Below are 14803 nucleotides of genomic sequence, written 5' to 3' on the forward strand. Positions count from 1 at the left end.
TCTGGCGGCGTTTACTGGAAAACTCACTGTCGGCAAAAGTCAGTTGCTGGCTCATCCGGTTACTCATTCTGGGTTCAGGTTACAACACGATGATCTCACATCTCGGACTTATTCGCACCTTCCTTAAGTTCCGGATCGTTATATGCTTTCCACCACTCATTTTTCGGCCAGTCCTGATGATTCAGAACCGTATTCACCGACGCCGCCGTGGTTTGCGTTTTAATGGGAGATACCGTGGCATGTTCAGGCGCACAGGCAGCCAGAATAAAAACGAAGGGAGCACTCAGAGATAAAATAAGAGAACGTTTCATGACGCCATAAACTCAAAAAATAAAGGCGCAAATTACGCTTGATTCTCTTTATTTTTTTAGTAATGCGTGGCAATGCGTAAATTGTCATAGATTTAAATATACGGAAAAGTATTCACCAAAATTATTATTTAAATTGAATTATGCAAATAAAAAATAATCAACCCGACAGGGTGAACATCCCCTGTCAGGTTGATCGCTTTATTAAACTTTCAGCGAAGCGCCTTTTGTCGCAATAACCTCTTTATACCAGTAGAAACTTTTCTTACGGCTGCGCGCCAGCGTGCCTTTCCCGCTGTCATCGCGATCGACGTAAATAAAGCCGTAGCGCTTAGAGAGTTCAGCTTTTGATGCGCTTACCAGATCGATGGGCCCCCAGCTGGTGTAGCCCATCACCTCAACGCCGTCTTCAATGGCTTCCCGCACCTGCACCAGATGGTCGTTAAGGTAGCTGATGCGGTAGTCGTCCTTCACCACGCCGTCTGCGTCCGGTTTATCCTTCGCCCCGAGGCCATTTTCCACGATAAACAGCGGTTTCTGATAGCGATCCCAGAGCACGTTTAGCAGAGTACGCAGGCCGATGGGGTCAATCTGCCAGCCCCATTCGGAACTGGCCAGATGCGGGTTTGGCACCATGCTCAGGATGTTGCCGCGCGCCTGCTGGTTGAGGGCGTCGTCCGCGGTGACGCAGCCCGTCATGTAGTAGCTGAAGGAGATAAAATCGACGGTAGATTTCAGCGCCTAGCGGTCGGCATCCGTAACCTCAAGCTGAATGCCGTTGTCACGGAAGAAGCGCTGCATATAGCCCGGGTAGGCGCCGCGACACTGCACGTCGCCAAAGAATTGCCACGCGCGGTTTTCCTGCAGCGTCTCCAGAACATCTTCCGGCTTGCAGGTCAGCGGATACATCAGGCCGCCCAGCAGCATGTTGCCGATTCTGGCATCCGGGATAATCTCATGGCAGGCCTTCACCGCCAGCGCGCTGGCCACCAGCTGGTGGTGGATCGCCTGGTACACCTCCCCTTTGCTGCTGGTTTCCGGCAGACCGACGCCGGTCATCGGCGCGTGCAGAGACATATTGATCTCGTTGAAGGTCAGCCACAGCTTGACCTTCTCTTTGTAGCGCGCAAACACGGTACGGGCGTAGCGCTCAAAGAAGCCGATAGTCTGACGGCAGCCCCACCCGCCGTACTGCTTCACCAGCCCCCACGGCATTTCATAGTGCGACAGCGTCACCAGCGGGGTAATGTTGTGCGCGGCCAGCTCGTCAAACAGCCGGTCGTAAAACGCCAGCCCCGCCTCGTTCGGCTGCTGCTCGTCACCGTTCGGAAAGATGCGGGTCCAGGCAATGGAGACGCGCAGGCAGCTAAAGCCCATCTCGGCGAACAGCTTGATGTCTTCCGGGTAGCGATGATAGAAGTCGATGGCGACATCCTTGATGCCGCTGTCCCCAGGGACGCGCTCAACTACCGGGCCGAAGACACCCTGCGGCTGAACGTCAGAGGTGGACAGTCCCTTCCCCTCCTCCAGATACGCACCCTCTACCTGATTCGCGGCAACCGCGCCGCCCCATAAAAAATCGTCCGGGAAAGTTTTCATCACGTTCTCCTGTTATTGATGACTGACGCTGAGTAACGGCGCACCGGCATTGACGGACGTTGCCGCCACGGTCGCCACCTCGCGATACTCGTCGCTGTTACTGATAATAATCGGGGTCGCCAGGTCGTATCCGGCATCGATAATCGCCTGTCGGTCAAACTCCAGCAGCAGATCGCCGGGCTGCACCTTGTCACCGACCTTCACATGGGCGGTAAACGGCCTGCCGTCGAGCTTCACGGTGTCGATACCCACGTGGATCAACACTTCAATCCCGCTGTTACTGAGCAGGCCGATGGCGTGTTTGGTCTGGAACAGCGAAGCCACCACACCGGCAAACGGGGCAACCACTTTGTTATCGGAGGGAATAATCGCGGCGCCGCTGCCCAGCAGGCCACTGGCAAACGTGGTATCCGGCACCTGGTCGAGAGCAAGAACGGTACCGGTCATCGGCGATAGCACATCGTTTTCGCCCACGGAGACCACATTCTCTGGCGCGGTGTTTCCTGGCATACCGGCGAACAGCGTCAGGCCGCAGCTCAGCACCAGCGCCACCACCGTGCCGATAATGCCTCCCCACAGCGTGGCGTCCACGCCGCCCGGCGGAATCATCTGGGCGATGGTAAAGATATTGGCAAAGCCGAAGGAGTAAACGTGGGTGTCACTGAAGCCGACAATCGCCCCACCGATAGCGCCAGCCACGCAGCCAAAGATAAACGGACGGCGCAGCGGCAGGTTTACGCCATACACTGCGGGTTCGGTGATACCAAAAATACCTGCCGTCACGGATGAACCGGCCAGCATTTTCTGACGCGCATCGCGGGTACGCAGGAAAATGCCCAGCGCCGCCCCCACCTGGCCAAACACCGCAGGCAAAAGCATGGGCAGCATGGAGTCATGCCCCAGCACCGCCAGGTTGTTGATCATCAGCGGCACCAGCCCCCAGTGCAGGCCAAAAATAACGCAGACCTGCCACAGCGCGCCCATCGCCGCGCCCGCCAGCCACGGTGCCAGAACGTAAATAGTCTGATAGCCGTTCGCCAGCATCTGGCTCAGCCAGGTCGCCAGCGGCCCGATAACGAGGAAAGTCAGCGGCACGGTCACGGCCAGACAGATCAGCGGCGCGAAGAAGTTTTTCATCGAGGAAGGCAGCAGCCTGGTGCTCTGTTTTTCCAGCCAGCAGCTGACCCACGCGGCGAGAATAATCGGGATCACCGACGCGCTGTAGTTGAACCACGTGACGGGGATGCCCAAAAAGGCTTCCGATACCGCCCCCTGCTGCTGGCTGGCGTTAAATGCCGCAATCATCACCGGATGGGTGAGCGCCCCGCCGATCACCATAGTAATAAACGGGTTGCCGCCGAACTTTTTCCCGGCGGTATAGCCCAGCACCAGCGGGAAGAAGAAAAACAGCGCATCGCTGGCGGCAAACCAGATTTTATACGTGCCGCTCTCGGTCGTGAGCCAGCCGCAGACCAAAGCCAGCGCCAGCAGCCCCTTCAAAATACCGGACGCGGCCAGAATGCCGATAAACGGGGTAAAGATCCCGGAGACGATATCAATCAGGCGGCCCAGCAGGTTCCCCTTTTCGCCCTTCTCTTCCACGACAGGGGCGTCGTCGGTCAGGCCTGCTTCATTGCGGACAGCCTGCCAGACGTCGTGAACGTGGTTGCCAATCACCACCTGAAACTGGCCGCCGCTTTCGACCACCATGATCACGCCCGGGTTTTTCTTGAGCCCTTCCGCATCCGCCCGTTGATTCTCTTTCAGTTTGAAGCGAAGCCGGGTCGCGCAGTGCACAAGACTGACGATGTTCTCTTTTCCGCCAACGTGGCCGAGAATATCCTTCGCTAACGCCTGGTATTCCATCTCGATTTCCTTACATCCGATGCCCGCAGGCACCTGTTGACTGAGTACAAAAATAAAAAAACCCGAGAACGACCTTCTGACGAAGGCCGCGCTCAGGTTTTGCCTGCGTGATGCAGTAACAATCCTGTTTTGAGGCTTAACGCCCCTCTTTTCTCACCCGCTCGATATGAATGGCGAGGAACATAATTTCTTCGGTTGTCAGCTCACGCTGATAGCTTTTGTTCAGGTGCTGTGCGATTTTCTCGGCGCATTTCCACGCCTTCGAGTAGTTGTCTTTGACTGCGGTATGCAGCGAGACATCGTCATCTTCCACCACGGTGCGGGTGAGCATCCGCTGGGCAAAAAACTTCAGGTGGGTGACGAAACGCTGGTAGCTGAGCGACTCTTCGTCATACTCAAGCTGCAGCTGATACTTCACCAGCTGCAGGATCTCCTGCATCACCCGCGTCACGTGCATCACCTCCGGCATTTCGCTGTTGAGCTGCGCGGTAACCAGATGCAGCGCGATAAAACCGGCCTCATCCTCCTCCAGTTCGACGTTAAGGCGTCTGGCGATAATGGCCCGCGCCTCCTGCCCTAACTCAAACTCCTTCGGATACAGCCGTTTAATATCCCACAGCAGCACGTTTTTGATGGCCAACCCGTTCTTCTGCCGCTCAATCGCAAAGTAGCAGTGATCGGTGAGGGTGATATACAAGCTCTCCTGCAGCTTGCCCAGCCGCTGCGCCGCCAGCCCGATGATGCGGTCGCAGGTGGTCATCACCTCCAGCGGAATTTGACTCAGCAGTTCTCCAAGCCGACGCACCAGTTCATCGCTTTGTAACGCAAACACCTTTTCAACCCGCGCGGTATCCAGCGCTTCACCGACGCGCTTCTGAAAGGCCAGCCCACGGCCCATCACCACCTGTTCGCGCCCGCGCTCATCCTGAACAACCACCACGTTATTATTGAGTATCTTGGCGATTTTCATCTGAACCCCAGAAACAAAAAAACCTGACCTCCGGCAGATGCCAGAAAATCAGGTTTTGCCTGCCTAAGCAGTAACAATCCAGTTCTGGCACTCTAACAGTTTCATTCGTAGCCTCAATGCGTCACGCGTCAGAAACGTGACGCGGATCGAACTTGCTACCGTGATATCAGAAGGTCACCACCGTTTTCAGCTCGGTGACCCAGGCATCCTGGGTGCGACTGACCCCGCCGGGATGGTGCCAGTACTGAATGCCAGGCTGCAGTTCAAGCCATGACACCGGACGAAAGCGGTAGTAAAACTCGCCGTTCAGGGAATGGCCCGGCACCGGGTGATATGCCGGATTGTCATAATCGCTTACGCCGCTCAGGCTGTTCAGGTAACGCTGGTTGCGCGCGTACTGGCTGCTCATATCAATCCAGGTTAAGCCAAAGCCAATCCAGTCTTCCGGTCGCGCATCAAACAGCCCGCGATAGCGCAGCGAGGCGGCGTAAACCTGATGCATGTAGTTAGTGCTCTGATCCGCAAGGCTCATGCTGAACGAGGAGCTCAACCCGCGATTCGGGTCATCCTGATGCTGCGTAAGCTGCTGGTTCAGCCCGGCGTACATGAACCAGGTCCGGCTGTGGGTATCGAATCCGTCCGGGTCCGTCGCGCCCGCCCCGCCGGATTTGCCGCGATAGAGATCGGTTTGCGGCGCGTTGGTAAACACCACGCCCAGGTTGTACGCGCCCGGCAGGCCGTTAATCAGCGGACGCGCTTCGATTTCAACCGGCAGTAAGACCCCTTTGCTGCCCTTCGTCGACCAGCTCCAGGCATGGCTGCGGCTGGCGGCCTGCGGATTCTGCTCCATCACGCCGCCTTTTAAGGTCAGCGTCGGCGTGAGTTTATAGGCAAGCGTGGTGCCCCAGGTGTGCACGTTCCAGTTGTTCCAGGTCAGCGAGTTGGCTGACTTTCCGCCACACTGGGACAGCAGCTGAAAATCACAGGGGATAATTTGATCGAAGGTTTGCACCTTGTTCATCATCCCGATGCGCCAGGTCAGACGCCGGTCGTCAAAGCTGCGGGCAAAGGTCAGCCAGCCCAGACGGGTAATCGACTGCCCGCCCCAGCTCTCCTGGGTCAGATCGTTGAAGTTGACGCGCGGGTCCTGCACGCGTTTGGTGGTGAGATCGTCATTGTGGTTGCGGTTGACGATGTTCCCCTCGATACGCGCGTCCGGGATACCGGTCCAGCGCTCCAGATCCTGGTTGAAGGTCAGCGCGAACTGGTCAATATAGGCCACGTGGGAGTCGTGGTTATATCCGCCACCGCCGTTCCAGCCAATTTCATTCAGGTATCCGAGGTTATAGGTAAAACCGTTATCGTTAAGGATTTTACGTATGCCGAGCATTTCGCCCAGCACAGGCTCCGGCGGAGCTTCAAACCCTAATACCGTACCGTTCCAGTCTTGCGCCATCGACAGCGGGGATATCGCCAATAAGGCGAACGCATAGAGTTTATTTTTATATGCCATGATAATAACCTGTGATTGAGTATTGAGTGCGTAACCGGCCGCAGGAAATTTTTCCATTTCCTGTCGCTATTTCTTTTTTTAAAATCATTAAAAAGCGCTAAGCCAAATATCTCTCCTGCGTAAATGACAGGCAAAAAAAAACCTAAGCGCCCCACAGCGAAAATGCTGTGGAACGCTTAGGTTTTGCCTGTTAACCAGTCACAATCCTGCGTTGAAAACAGTGGCACCTTAACACCGTCGCGCCACGTTGAAAACCTGAACTGTTTTCTGTTTTAAAAAAGTGTGAGCAATTTAACGCTTATTATTTGGACTGAATCACCCGCGCAATATCAGCCGACGTCTGTAAAGTACGAATCTCCTGAAATAATTCCAGCGCTTCCTCGTACTCTTTGCGTAAATAACTCAGCCACTGCTTAATACGCGCGACGTGATACAAACCGGTGTCGCCCTGCTTTTCCAGACGGCTGTATTTTTGCAGCAGCGTGACGACATCTGCCCAGGGCATACGCGGTTCGTTATATTTCACCACCCGGCTGAGGTTGGGCACATTCAGCGCGCCGCGGCCGATCATTACCGCATCGCAGCCGGTGGCCTGCAGACAGGCCTGCGCGCTCTCGTAATCCCAGATTTCGCCGTTGGCGATCACCGGAATGGAGAGGCGTTTGCGGATCTCACCGATCGCCTGCCAGTTTATGCGATCGGCTTTGTAGCCATCTTCTTTAGTGCGGCCATGCACCACCAGCTCGGTGGCCCCGGCCTGCTGCACCGCATCGGCGATCTCGAACTGTCGGGCATCGCTGTCCCATCCCAGCCGCACCTTTACCGTCACCGGCAAATGCGCGGGCACGGCCTCGCGCATGGCTTTCGCGCCGCGGTAAATCAGCTCAGGATCTTTCAGCAACGTCGCCCCGCCGCCGCTGCCGTTCACCAGCTTCGACGGACAGCCGCAGTTGAGATCTACCCCGTAAGAGCCCAGCTCAACCGCGCGGGCGGCGTTTTCCGCCAGCCATTCCGGATACTGGCCGAGGAGCTGAATCCGCACCAGCGTGCCGGAAGAGGTCCGGCTCTGGTTGTGCAGCTCGGGGCAAAGCCGGAAGAAGGATTTTACCGGCAACAGCATATCCACCACGCGCAAAAACTCCGTCACGCAGAGATCGTAGTCGTTCACCTCGGTCAGAAGCTCGCGCACGAGGGAGTCGAGCACGCCTTCCATTGGGGCCAGTAAAACACGCATAGCAGTACCTGTGAAAAAAGACGCGCTATAGTAGCCGCTCTCTATATCGCTGGGAAGCGCTTCTGTTCAGGCAGAAAGTCACCCGGCGTTGCCCCAACAATGGCGCGAAACGCCGCCGCAAATGCCGCCGGGCCGGAAAACCCCAGCATCCAGGCCACCTGCTTAACCGGGTATCCGTTGGCGAGGAGATCCAGCGAGGCACAAATCCTTGCGCGCTGTCGCCAGGCCCGGAAGCTAAAGCCGGTATCGTTGATAAACGCACGTGAAAATGTGCGTTCTGACATCGCGGCCCGTTCCGCCAGCCTTTCCAGAGAGAGATCCCAGAGATTGTTGGCAATGAGGTCACAGGCCACGCGATGTAAGCGCTCATCCACGGGCATCGGCAGTTCGGCTGAAATCTGCTGCGTCTCGCTGAGGATGTCGAGCAGCAAAACGGCCATGCTGCGCTGGCTTGCCGGCCGGTATTCCGCGCTGAACAGCCCGGCAATCAGCTCTTTGAACAACGCTGTGGCCATAATCACGTGAACCTCGTCTTTCCGCTTAAAAGGTTCGCATTGCGAAATCAGTGCCGGGCTAAACCAGACCGCGCGAAGCTCCGTTGCGGATAACACGCTGTAGGTATGCTCCTGAAAGGGAGGGATCCACAGCGCGCGCTGCGGCGGTATGACCCAGCGTTTGCTACCGGTTTCGACCAGCATGACTCCTTTGATGGCAAACAAAAGTTGTCCCTGCGAATGCTGGTGAGGCGGATCGACTTCGCCGCGCGTATAGCGAATTGCCCCTCTTGACCATCCGATAGCATCGTCGTGAATTGGCGTTTTATCGATAACGGTTGGCATTTCACATTCCTCCCTTCCTCTTATGATGCTGCTTGTACACGTAACCAGAGAGAGACGCAATGCACATCCATTTTATTATTCATGAACATTTCGAGGCGCCAGGCGCCTATGAAATCTGGGGGAAAAGTCGCGGCTGCAGTTTGAGCTACACCAGAGTGTATCAGGGCGATCCGTTACCTGAGGAACTGGGGCACACAGACCTGCTTATCATCATGGGAGGCCCGCAGTCCCCCGCCACCACGCGTGAGGAATGCCCCTGGTTTGATGCGCAGGCGGAAAAGGCACTCATCAGCCGCGCGATAGAGGCAGGTAAAACGGTGATAGGCGTTTGTCTGGGCTCACAGCTTATCGGCGAAGCGCTGGGCGCCGCGTTTTGCCACAGCCCGGAAAAAGAGATCGGCACATTTCCCGTCAGGCTCACAGATGCAGGCAAGGCGAACCCGCTGTTTGAGGACTTTGGCAGCGTGCTGAACGTCGGTCACTGGCATAACGACATGCCTGGGTTGACGCCGCAGGCTAAGGTTCTGGCTTACAGCGAGGGCTGTCCCCGCCAGATCGTGCAATACAGCGAACGGGTTTACGGTTTCCAGTGCCATATGGAGCTAACGCCGGAGGTGGTAGAGTTGCTGATTGAGCATTCGCAGAATGACCTTCGCCGCGCGGGTGAATTCCGTTTTGTCGAAACGGCGGAAAAACTCCGCTCGCATGATTATCGCGAAATGAACCAGGTGCTGTTTTCTTTTCTCGATAAGCTGACCGCCTGACGCTGATGCCTTCTCTGGCGCGTTACTTCGCCAGCGCAATCCCTTTCCTCTAAACTGTAGCCTGCACCAGTAAGGTGATACCGGACGTTCCATTCCGGAATGTCTGGTATGCTCAAAATTCATGATGTGATCCGTGGCACATTTTTAGGTTTAATTGTATGATGAATGCGTTTCAGCAAGGACTATCACCATGAGCAAATCATTGAACATTATCTGGCAATATCTGCGCGCATTCGTCCTGATTTACGCCTGCCTGTATGCCGGGATTTTCATCGCGTCGCTGCTGCCCATCACCATTCCCGGCAGCATTATCGGCATGCTGATCCTCTTCGTGTTGCTGGCGCTGCAAATCCTGCCTGCAAAGTGGGTCAATCCCGGCTGCTTCGTCCTCATTCGCTATATGGCGCTGCTTTTCGTGCCTATCGGCGTCGGGGTCATGCAGTATTTTGATTTGCTCAAAGCCCAGTTCGGCCCGATTGTTGTTTCCTGCGCGGTGAGTACGCTGGTGGTTTTCCTGGTGGTGAGCTGGAGTTCACATCTGGTGCATGGCGAACGTAACGTGATTGGGGAGAAAACAAAAAAATGATGGACAATATCTGGTGGTCCCTGCCGCTCACCCTTGCAGTCTTTTTCGCCGCACGTAAGCTTGCCGCGCGTTTCAAAATGCCCTTGCTGAACCCCCTGCTGGTGGCGATGGTGGTGATTATCCCGTTCCTGCTGCTCACCGGCATTCCTTACGAACGCTACTTTGCCGGCAGCAAAATCTTAAACGACCTGCTGCAACCCGCCGTCGTGGCGCTGGCGTTTCCTTTATATGAGCAGTTGCACCAGATCCGCGCCCGCTGGAAATCCATCATTACCATCTGTTTTGTGGGTAGCCTGGTGGCGATGATCACCGGCACGTCGGTGGCGCTGCTGATGGGCGCTTCCCCACAGATTGCGGCGTCAATCCTGCCTAAATCGGTGACCACGCCTATCGCGATGGCGGTTGGGGGCAGCCTCGGCGGCATTCCGGCCATCAGCGCGATGTGCGTCATTTTCGTCGGTATTCTCGGCGCGGTGTTTGGCCACACCCTGCTGAACGCGATGCGTATTCATACTAAGGCGGCACGGGGGCTCTCGATGGGCACCGCCTCGCACGCGCTGGGCACTGCCCGCTGCGCGGAGCTGGATTATCAGGAAGGGGCGTTTAGCTCCCTGGCGCTGGTGATCTGCGGGATTATTACCTCTCTGCTGGCCCCGTTCATTTTCCCGCTGATTCTGGCAGTGATGGGCTAAAATTTGCGATGCGTCGCGCAAATTTCATTTTGATTTCATAAGTTGCATACATAATGAGAAGTGGATCACATATAAAGCCCTGACGGCTCCGTAAACTACCGATCCATTAACCTTTATGAGGCAAACGCCATGCACCCACGTTTTCAAGCTGCTTTCGCCCAGCTTGCAGAGAATTTGCAGTCAGCCCTTACTCCCGTTCTGGCAGATGCGCACTTCCCCGCCCTGCTGACCCCGGAGCAGGTCACGATGCTGAAACAGGCAACGGGACTGGACGAAGACGCGCTGGCTTTCGCACTGCTTCCTCTGGCTGCCGCCTGCGCGCGGGCCGATCTCTCCCACTTCAACGTCGGGGCCATTGCGCGCGGCGTCAGCGGCACCTGGTACTTCGGCGGCAACATGGAGTTCCTGGGCGCAACCATGCAGCAAACCGTTCACGCCGAGCAGAGCGCCATCAGCCACGCCTGGCTGCGCGGTGAAAAAGCGCTGAGCGCCATTACCGTGAACTACACCCCCTGCGGCCACTGCCGTCAGTTTATGAACGAGCTGAACAGCGGGCTGCAGCTGCGCATCAACCTGCCGGGTCGCGCGCCGCACACGCTGGCGGATTACCTGCCGGACGCGTTTGGCCCGAAAGATCTGGAGATCAAAACCCTGCTGATGGACGAGCAGGACCACGGTTTCGCCCTGTCCGGCGATGACCTGAGCCAGGCGGCGATTACCGCCGCCAACAAGAGCCACACGCCGTACAGCACGTCCCCGAGCGGCGTGGCGCTGCAGTGCCGCGATGGCCGAATCTTCACCGGCAGCTATGCGGAAAACGCCGCGTTTAACCCAACGCTGCCGCCGCTGCAGGGCGCACTCAACCTGCTGAGCCTGAACGGCTATGATTATCCTGACATTCAGCGCGCCATTCTGGCTGAAATTGCCGATGCGCCGCTGATTCAGTGGGATGCCACTGCCGCAACGCTTAAAGCGCTGGGCTGTACGACGATCGACCGCGTGCTGCTGGCGTAACCCTTCCGGCGGGCAGAAATGCCCGCCAGTTTGTTGAAAAACCCCTCAGTTGAGTCGCTGTTTCTTGCGCTAACCAGGCGGGTAAAGTAGCCTGAGTTAAATTTCACCTTCGGTACGAGCCATCTGCATGTTAAAGCGCGTTTTTTACAGCCTGTCTGTCCTGGTCGGCATACTGCTGTTGATCGTGCTCGGCCTCGACCGGTGGATGAGCTGGAAAACCGCCCCCTATATCTTTGACGACCTGCAGGACCTGCCCTATCGTCAGGTTGGCGTGGTGCTCGGCACCGCCAAGTATTACCGCACCGGCGTCATCAACCAGTATTACCGTTACCGCATTCAGGGCGCGCTGAACGCCTACAACAGCGGCAAGGTGAACTACCTGCTGCTGAGCGGCGATAACGCCCTGCAAAGCTATAACGAACCGGTGACGATGCGTAAGGACCTGATTGCCGCGGGCGTGGATCCTGCCGATATCGTGCTCGACTATGCGGGCTTCCGCACCCTGGACTCCATCGTCCGCACGCGCAAGGTCTTCGACACCAACGACTTCATCATCATCACCCAGCGCTTCCACTGCGAGCGCGCGCTGTTTATCGCCCTGCACATGGGCATTCAGGCGCAGTGCTACGCGGTGCCGTCGCCAAAAGATATGCTGAGCGTGCGCGTCCGAGAGTTCGGCGCCCGCTTTGGTGCCCTGGCCGATCTGTATATCTTTAAGCGCGAACCACGCTTTTTAGGCCCGCTGGTGCCGATTCCGGCGATGCATGAAGTGCCGGAAGACGCGCAGGGTTATCCTGCCGTCACGCCCGAGCAGCTGCTGGATATGCAGAAAAAAGAGAAATAACGGGACCGCCTTTATACTTTCTTTACGCCGGGCCTGACGCTTTTTATCTCCCCTTTACGTCGGCTCTTTTAAGCTGAGTTCACTGCCGCTACAGCTTCATTGAAGAATGACTATGAACTCGATAATGAATGCGTTTTTCCTCAAAAGTCTCCGTCCGTACTTTAACTTTCCCGGCTTATCACTCCCTGGCGCACTTAATTCTGGCCTCTGGCTGGATGAAAAAATTGACGCCCTGCAGCACAACGTTGCCGTGGAAGTGGCCGATTATCTGGAACGTTACCCGCAGACGAAACATGTTGACGTTTACCTGAACGATATCAACGGCACGATGCGCGGCAAGCGCCTCTCGGTGGAGAGCATGCTGAGTCTGGAAAAAGGCTGTTATTTTCCGCTTTCCGTCTACTCAATGGATCAGAAGGGAAAAATCGCCGCCCCGCTTTATGATGAACCCGACCGGCTGTGCGTCCCGGTCGCCGGCTCTTTGCGCCCCTGTCCGCAGGATCCAGAGCACACCGCGCAGATCCTGCTGACGATGAAGGACAGCGACGGTAACCCCTGCCCGCTTGAGCCGCGCGCGATACTGCAGAACGTCGTGGCCCGCTTCCACCTGCACGGCCTCTTCCCGGTTATTGCCCCGGAAATCGAGTTCTATCTGACGGGACAGGGCGATCGCGATCCGCAAAATCAGGGCTGTTTTCACATGGATACCTCGTCGGCGCATGCGGCGCTGTTTGACGAGCTGGAACAGCTGGCGCACCTTCAGCGCATCCCGCTGTCAGGGGTGGTAGCGGAAGCCGAGTCCGGACAGTACGAATTAAACCTGAAGCACAGCCAGCGCGTCGTAGAGGTGTGTGATAACGTGCTGGCCCTGCGCCGCCTGACCCGCTATGTCGCTGAAAAGCACGGTCTTCAGGCCAACTTTATGGCTAAGCCGTTCAGCGAGCTTTCCGGCAGCGGTTTGCACATCCATTTCAGCCTGAACGATAGCCGTGGCGAAAACGTTTTTGCCTCGCCGGTGAACGCGCTGAGCAGCATGATGCGCTTGTGCATCGCGGGCCAGCTGGCGCTGATGCCCGCCTCCGTCGCCATTCTTGCGCCGGGGGCCAACGCGTTTCGTCGCCTGCGTAAAAACCTGACGGAACCCGTCTTTAACTCCTGGGGCTATAACACCCGCTCCGCCGCCTTGCGTATTCCCTGCTCGGATGAGAGCAACCGTCGTATCGAGTACCGGCTGGCCGGGGCCGATGCGAATCCGTATTTGGTCACAGCCACTATCCTGACAGGCATGCTGTACGGGCTGGAACATATCGACGAGGGGGATCTCCCTGAGCCGCAGCACGACCAACCCGAACTGCCGCTGTTCCAGCAGGAGGCGATTGAGGCCTTTGCCCGCTGTCAGTATCTCACCGACAGCCTGGGCGACGCCTTTTCCGAACAGTGGGTCGCCTGCAAGCTTTCTGAACTCGACTGGTTTGAGCGGATTGTGACGCAGGAGGAGTCCCATCTGGCATAGGGCATAAAAAAGCCCGCTCGGTGAGCGGGCCGGGTATGGCGAGTAAAGATTACTTTTTACGGGCGTACTTCAGTGAATCCAGCGCAACCGCGAAGATAATGATGGCGCCCTTGATGATGTACTGCCAGTACGGGTTCACGCCGATGTAGGTCAACCCGTAGTTGATGACGGTGAAGATGATCACACCGGTCACCACGCCGAGTACGGTACCCACGCCGCCGCTGAAGGAGACGCCGCCCACCACGCAGGCTGCAATCGCATCCAGTTCGTACATGAAGCCAAGGTTGTTCGTTGCAGAGCCGATGCGGCCCGCTTCCAGCATCCCGCCGAAGGCGTAGAACACCCCGGACAGGGCATAGATGATGAGCAGGTTCAGGGCAACGTTCACGCCGGAGACTTTCGCCGCTTCCGGGTTACCGCCGATAGCGAAGATGTTTTTGCCAAAGCGCGTTTTGTTCCACAGGATCCAGACGAAGGCGACCGCAATCAGCGCATAGAAGGTGATATACGACAGGCGGAAGCTGCCCAGCGCGATAAACCCTTGCGTAAAGGTCGAGAAGCCGCTGTCAAAGCCCGAGATGGGCGAAGCACCGACGAAGTCGTAGTACAGGGAGTTGATACCGTAAACGATGATCATCGTACCGAGGGTGGTGATGAATGGCGTCACGTTCAGGTAGGCGATGATAATACCGTTGATCAGACCAATCACCGCACCGATGGCGCAGACAATCAGGATCACCACGAAAATCGGCATGGTGGCCATTTCCGGGAAGACCTTGTTGGCGTTTTCCATCGACTGCAGCAGGGTTGCCGCGATAACCGCCGCCAGACCCACCTGGCGACCGGCAGAAAGATCCGTCCCCTGGGTCACGATCAGGCCCGCCACGCCCAGCGCAATGATAATACGCACGGAGGACTGGGTCAGAATGTTACTCAGGTTCAGCAGGCTTAAGAACGTAGGGTCCTGGAAAATGATGATTGCCAGCAAGACTAAAAGAACAACGTAAATACCGCCTTCTTTCAGGTAAGTGAGAAAACTTTTTTTATTTAACGCACTCATG

11 protein-coding genes and 2 pseudogenes are annotated in these 14803 nt (G+C 56.7%); 6 read left to right on the top strand and 7 right to left on the bottom strand.

The window, feature by feature from the left end:
* Positions 1 to 512: 512 nt before the first annotated feature.
* The 6 genes and pseudogenes from ACOTXT_RS02380 to ACOTXT_RS02405 form a co-directional block, all read right to left on the bottom strand.
* Positions 513 to 1907, bottom strand: a pseudogene (locus ACOTXT_RS02380) (glycoside hydrolase family 1 protein).
* 12 nt (positions 1908 to 1919) lie between these two features.
* Positions 1920 to 3885 (bottom strand): annotated as a pseudogene (bglF, locus tag ACOTXT_RS02385) (PTS beta-glucoside transporter subunit IIABC).
* A gap of 24 nt (positions 3886 to 3909) precedes the next feature.
* Positions 3910 to 4743 carry a BglG family transcription antiterminator LicT gene (gene licT, locus ACOTXT_RS02390; RefSeq protein ID WP_333164129.1) on the bottom strand — a complete coding sequence of 278 codons (834 nt, stop codon included), beginning with the start codon at positions 4741 to 4743 and terminating at the stop codon, positions 3910 to 3912.
* 166 nt (positions 4744 to 4909) lie between these two features.
* Complete coding sequence (locus ACOTXT_RS02395) at positions 4910 to 6199, bottom strand: carbohydrate porin (RefSeq protein ID WP_416187339.1); 1290 nt, start codon at positions 6197 to 6199, stop codon at positions 4910 to 4912.
* Between the two features lie 358 nt (positions 6200 to 6557).
* Positions 6558 to 7490 carry a tRNA dihydrouridine(16) synthase DusC gene (dusC, locus tag ACOTXT_RS02400; RefSeq protein ID WP_008500912.1) on the bottom strand — a complete coding sequence of 311 codons (933 nt, stop codon included), beginning with the start codon at positions 7488 to 7490 and terminating at the stop codon, positions 6558 to 6560.
* A 41-nt stretch (positions 7491 to 7531) separates the two neighbouring features.
* Positions 7532 to 8329, bottom strand: a complete 798-nt coding sequence (locus ACOTXT_RS02405) for an AraC family transcriptional regulator (protein WP_023344545.1) — start codon at positions 8327 to 8329, stop codon at positions 7532 to 7534.
* 59 nt (positions 8330 to 8388) lie between these two features.
* Between ACOTXT_RS02405 and ACOTXT_RS02410 the strand changes: the two genes are divergently transcribed.
* From ACOTXT_RS02410 to ACOTXT_RS02435, 6 genes are all read left to right on the top strand, one after another.
* Positions 8389 to 9093, top strand: coding sequence for a type 1 glutamine amidotransferase (locus tag ACOTXT_RS02410; protein ID WP_213802373.1), 705 nt, complete (start codon positions 8389 to 8391; stop codon positions 9091 to 9093).
* Between the two features lie 190 nt (positions 9094 to 9283).
* Positions 9284 to 9679, top strand: a complete 396-nt coding sequence (locus ACOTXT_RS02415; RefSeq protein ID WP_014884558.1) for a CidA/LrgA family protein — start codon at positions 9284 to 9286, stop codon at positions 9677 to 9679.
* A complete protein-coding gene (locus ACOTXT_RS02420; RefSeq protein ID WP_008500916.1) occupies positions 9676 to 10371 on the top strand; it encodes a CidB/LrgB family autolysis modulator in 696 nt (231 codons plus the stop codon). The genes ACOTXT_RS02415 and ACOTXT_RS02420 overlap by 4 nt, the downstream gene beginning before the upstream one ends.
* Before the next feature lie 129 nt (positions 10372 to 10500).
* Positions 10501 to 11385, top strand: coding sequence for a cytidine deaminase (gene cdd, locus ACOTXT_RS02425; protein ID WP_039266755.1), 885 nt, complete (start codon positions 10501 to 10503; stop codon positions 11383 to 11385).
* Between the two features lie 127 nt (positions 11386 to 11512).
* Positions 11513 to 12229 carry an outer membrane permeability protein SanA gene (sanA, locus tag ACOTXT_RS02430; RefSeq protein ID WP_008500918.1) on the top strand — a complete coding sequence of 239 codons (717 nt, stop codon included), beginning with the start codon at positions 11513 to 11515 and terminating at the stop codon, positions 12227 to 12229.
* Between the two features lie 124 nt (positions 12230 to 12353).
* Positions 12354 to 13742 carry a glutamine synthetase family protein gene (locus ACOTXT_RS02435; RefSeq protein ID WP_333164121.1) on the top strand — a complete coding sequence of 463 codons (1389 nt, stop codon included), beginning with the start codon at positions 12354 to 12356 and terminating at the stop codon, positions 13740 to 13742.
* A 49-nt stretch (positions 13743 to 13791) separates the two neighbouring features.
* Here the strand turns inward: ACOTXT_RS02435 and mglC are convergent, their stop codons facing one another.
* Entirely contained in the window at positions 13792 to 14802 is a 1011-nt protein-coding gene (mglC, locus tag ACOTXT_RS02440; protein WP_008500921.1) for a galactose/methyl galactoside ABC transporter permease MglC, read from the bottom strand.
* Between the last annotated feature and the right edge of the window lies 1 nt (position 14803).

The organism is Enterobacter cloacae complex sp. IR5422, from assembly GCF_049238165.1.
GTDB classification, from domain to species: domain Bacteria; phylum Pseudomonadota; class Gammaproteobacteria; order Enterobacterales; family Enterobacteriaceae; genus Enterobacter; species Enterobacter roggenkampii.